5 protein-coding genes and 1 pseudogene are annotated in these 2604 nt (G+C 39.6%); 2 read left to right on the forward strand and 4 right to left on the reverse strand.

Going from position 1 to position 2604, the window contains the following annotated elements:
* The 4 genes from WC615_RS23275 to WC615_RS23290 all read right to left on the reverse strand — a co-directional run.
* On the reverse strand, window positions 1-361 hold a 361-nt coding region (locus WC615_RS23275; RefSeq protein ID WP_372980413.1), incomplete at its 3' end, for an AAA family ATPase.
* 75 nt (window positions 362-436) lie between these two features.
* Window positions 437-676 (reverse strand): hypothetical protein, encoded by a 240-nt coding sequence (locus WC615_RS23280; RefSeq protein WP_372980414.1) that lies wholly within the window; start codon window positions 674-676, stop codon window positions 437-439.
* 88 nt (window positions 677-764) lie between these two features.
* Window positions 765-1268 (reverse strand): hypothetical protein, encoded by a 504-nt coding sequence (locus tag WC615_RS23285; protein WP_372980415.1) that lies wholly within the window; start codon window positions 1266-1268, stop codon window positions 765-767.
* A gap of 119 nt (window positions 1269-1387) precedes the next feature.
* Window positions 1388-2014, reverse strand: coding sequence for a hypothetical protein (locus tag WC615_RS23290; RefSeq protein WP_372980416.1), 627 nt, complete (start codon window positions 2012-2014; stop codon window positions 1388-1390).
* Window positions 2015-2135: 121 nt separating this feature from the next.
* Between WC615_RS23290 and rpsF the strand changes: the two genes are divergently transcribed.
* Both rpsF and WC615_RS23300 read left to right on the forward strand, forming a co-directional pair.
* Window positions 2136-2501, forward strand: coding sequence for a 30S ribosomal protein S6 (gene rpsF, locus WC615_RS23295; RefSeq protein WP_372980417.1), 366 nt, complete (start codon window positions 2136-2138; stop codon window positions 2499-2501).
* Window positions 2501-2604: pseudogene (locus tag WC615_RS23300) on the forward strand (30S ribosomal protein S18); the annotation flags it as partial. The gene rpsF and the pseudogene WC615_RS23300, both read left to right, overlap by 1 nt.

Raw genomic sequence — 2604 nt, forward strand, 5'->3', positions numbered from 1 at the left:
GTGCGGCTTGTGGCGGTATACGTACCTGGTCTATAAGGCTGCGAATGTCATCAACCGAGTTGTTTGATGCCGCATCCAGTTCGTGTACATTAAATGAATTGCCATTCTGGAAAGCACGGCAAGAGTCGCACTCGCCGCAGGCCTCGCCATTGGGCTGTAAATTGGTACAGTTTATGGTTTTTGCAAGGATACGCGCGCAGGTGGTTTTACCCACTCCTCTTGGCCCGCAGAATAAAAATGCCTGCGCCAGCTGATTATTCTTAATAGCGTTTTTTAACGTATTAGTTATATGCTGCTGGCCTACAACGGTTTCGAATGTAGCCGGGCGGTATTTGCGTGCCGAAACAATGAAATTATCCACAGGCACTAAGTTAGCAAGAAAATGCTTTACCCCAAAACCTCAAAAATGGATTGTGAATAACTTGGATGGACGCCCCTACTTCTGGTCGCCATTTGGCATGTGGTCGTCATCCTCAGGGTCGGGTTCACCAACATCATCGCCGGTACGGATCTCGCGCATATCCTCTTCAAACTCCATCTGGTCATCAAAATCCTCATCTTCGTCGTCGTTCCAGTCGCCTTCAACAGGCGCTTCTTCGGCCGGTGGGGTAAGGTTTAAATCATCCGCAAAATCTTCTGCGTTATCCGGGTCGGGGTGTTGCTTGGCAAACTGCATAATCGTTGTTTTTTATAAAGACAGTTTGGAAGCTGCTTATGTTTTATAAAACATCAACCTCGGTAATCTCCTCAGCACTCAACAGCTTTTATTTTTTCTTGATCGTGTTTATGAACCGCCTAACATCTTGTTCTTGGGGGCCATAAAAGGCAAAACCAATTGTTTTTTTACCAGAAGATATCATATAGCTGTAGTTAATTCGCTTATAGGCATTTAGTTTTCTTAAATATTTAGATTCAATAAATTTAAAGCCTGCGACACTCCCCATCTTAGAACCGACATAATAAACTGAATCTTCTACTTTAGGGCTCGAACTTGATATTGACCGCTCGTGGTCTATTATGAAATAATAAGCATTACTATCTATTTTAAAATATGGGGTTATTTCCGAAGTCATAATAAACTTATACGGGTTCAGGGTATCAACCAAATATTCGCATTTAGTGTTTAAATGCAAAATCCTCAATAATTCGTTTTTAAATGCCAAATCATTCTTCTTATTTATAATTCGCTCTATATCTTTTTCAGTAACCGGTTTATACGAATCCGGTATTTCAATTACTGCTCCCAATTTTTTCAGGTCGTAATTCATAAGCCCGTCTTTTTTATGGCAACCCAAAAATAGGAGACAAAGCATAGATATTAAGACGCAAGCATTACTCTTCAGCATTATTTTTTTTAACATACATTAATATAAATGCTACTATTATATTATAAAGCATCAACCCCAATAATTTCCTTCACCTTATAGTAGCCTTTGGCCGCAGGCAGATAAACTTCTATTTCCTGCCAGGTTATTTTAAGTTTTTTGCCGGCAAGCCTTGTTGTTCCCTCCATAAAAGCTTCTGACCCGGCAAACTGTTTTAACCATAAATAAGACTTTTCGCTCCCTTCGCTGCTGATAACAATATAATTAAATCCTTTATTATCAACACGTTTAAACACTCCTGTAGATGTTTTGGTTTCAACCTCCTCGCTTTCATCACTATTGGCACCGCCTTTTTGGGCCATTTTAATGGCCAGTTGTATAAAGCCATCACACTTTTGTTTCATTAGGTTAACGCCAATATCGGTACCAATTTTATTCATGGCCTCATGATCAGTAAACTCCACATGTCTTTCGGCGGCAACATCCGGAAAAAGATCCGCTTGATTAGTAAAGCAATCCATAAAGGCTTGTTTTGCCTCCTTAGCACTATTTAGTTTTGATTTATCAAGCTTAGTAATACAATCGCAAAGGGCGTTGGTAAGTTTAGTTTCGGCCGGCCCTGCGGTGGTTTGTGCCTTACCAAGTGTAACAGTAGCTGTAAGAGATAACAGAAGTAAAAGTTTTTTCATTTGATTATGTGCGTGTTTCAGGTTGTTAAAATACAACTATTCCCGCTTTGATTATAAAATAATTCTGCCTACATTTGCAGCCCCGATATACAGGGATAAATAATTAAAAATCAAAATAATAATGCAACAGTACGAAATCGTGATCGTTCTAACCCCGTTGTTATCAGATGAAACTGCTAAAGAGGCGATTGCCAAATACAGCAAAACATTAACTGATAACGGAGCCGAAATTGTCCAGGAGGATAATTGGGGTTTGAGAAAATTAGCGTACCCTATCCAGAAGAAAACTACAGGGTACTATCACTTAACTGAATTCAAGGCTCCGGGTGATTTAATTAATAAACTGGAAGTTGAATTAAGGCGCGACGAGCGTGTGTTACGCTTCCTTACTATTGCTTTGGATAAACACGCCATTGCTTACAACGACAAAAAACGCAGCGGTGCTTTTAACAAAAAGCCTGTAGCTAAAGTGGAGGAAAACAACTAATGGCAAACGACCAAATTAAATACGTTACCGCTCCAAAAGTGGAGGATAACCGTAAAAAATACTGCCGTTTCAAAAAGAATGGTATTAAGTATATCGATTACAA

Origin of the sequence: Mucilaginibacter sp. (genome assembly GCF_041663085.1) — a bacterium.
Classification (GTDB): domain Bacteria; phylum Bacteroidota; class Bacteroidia; order Sphingobacteriales; family Sphingobacteriaceae; genus Mucilaginibacter.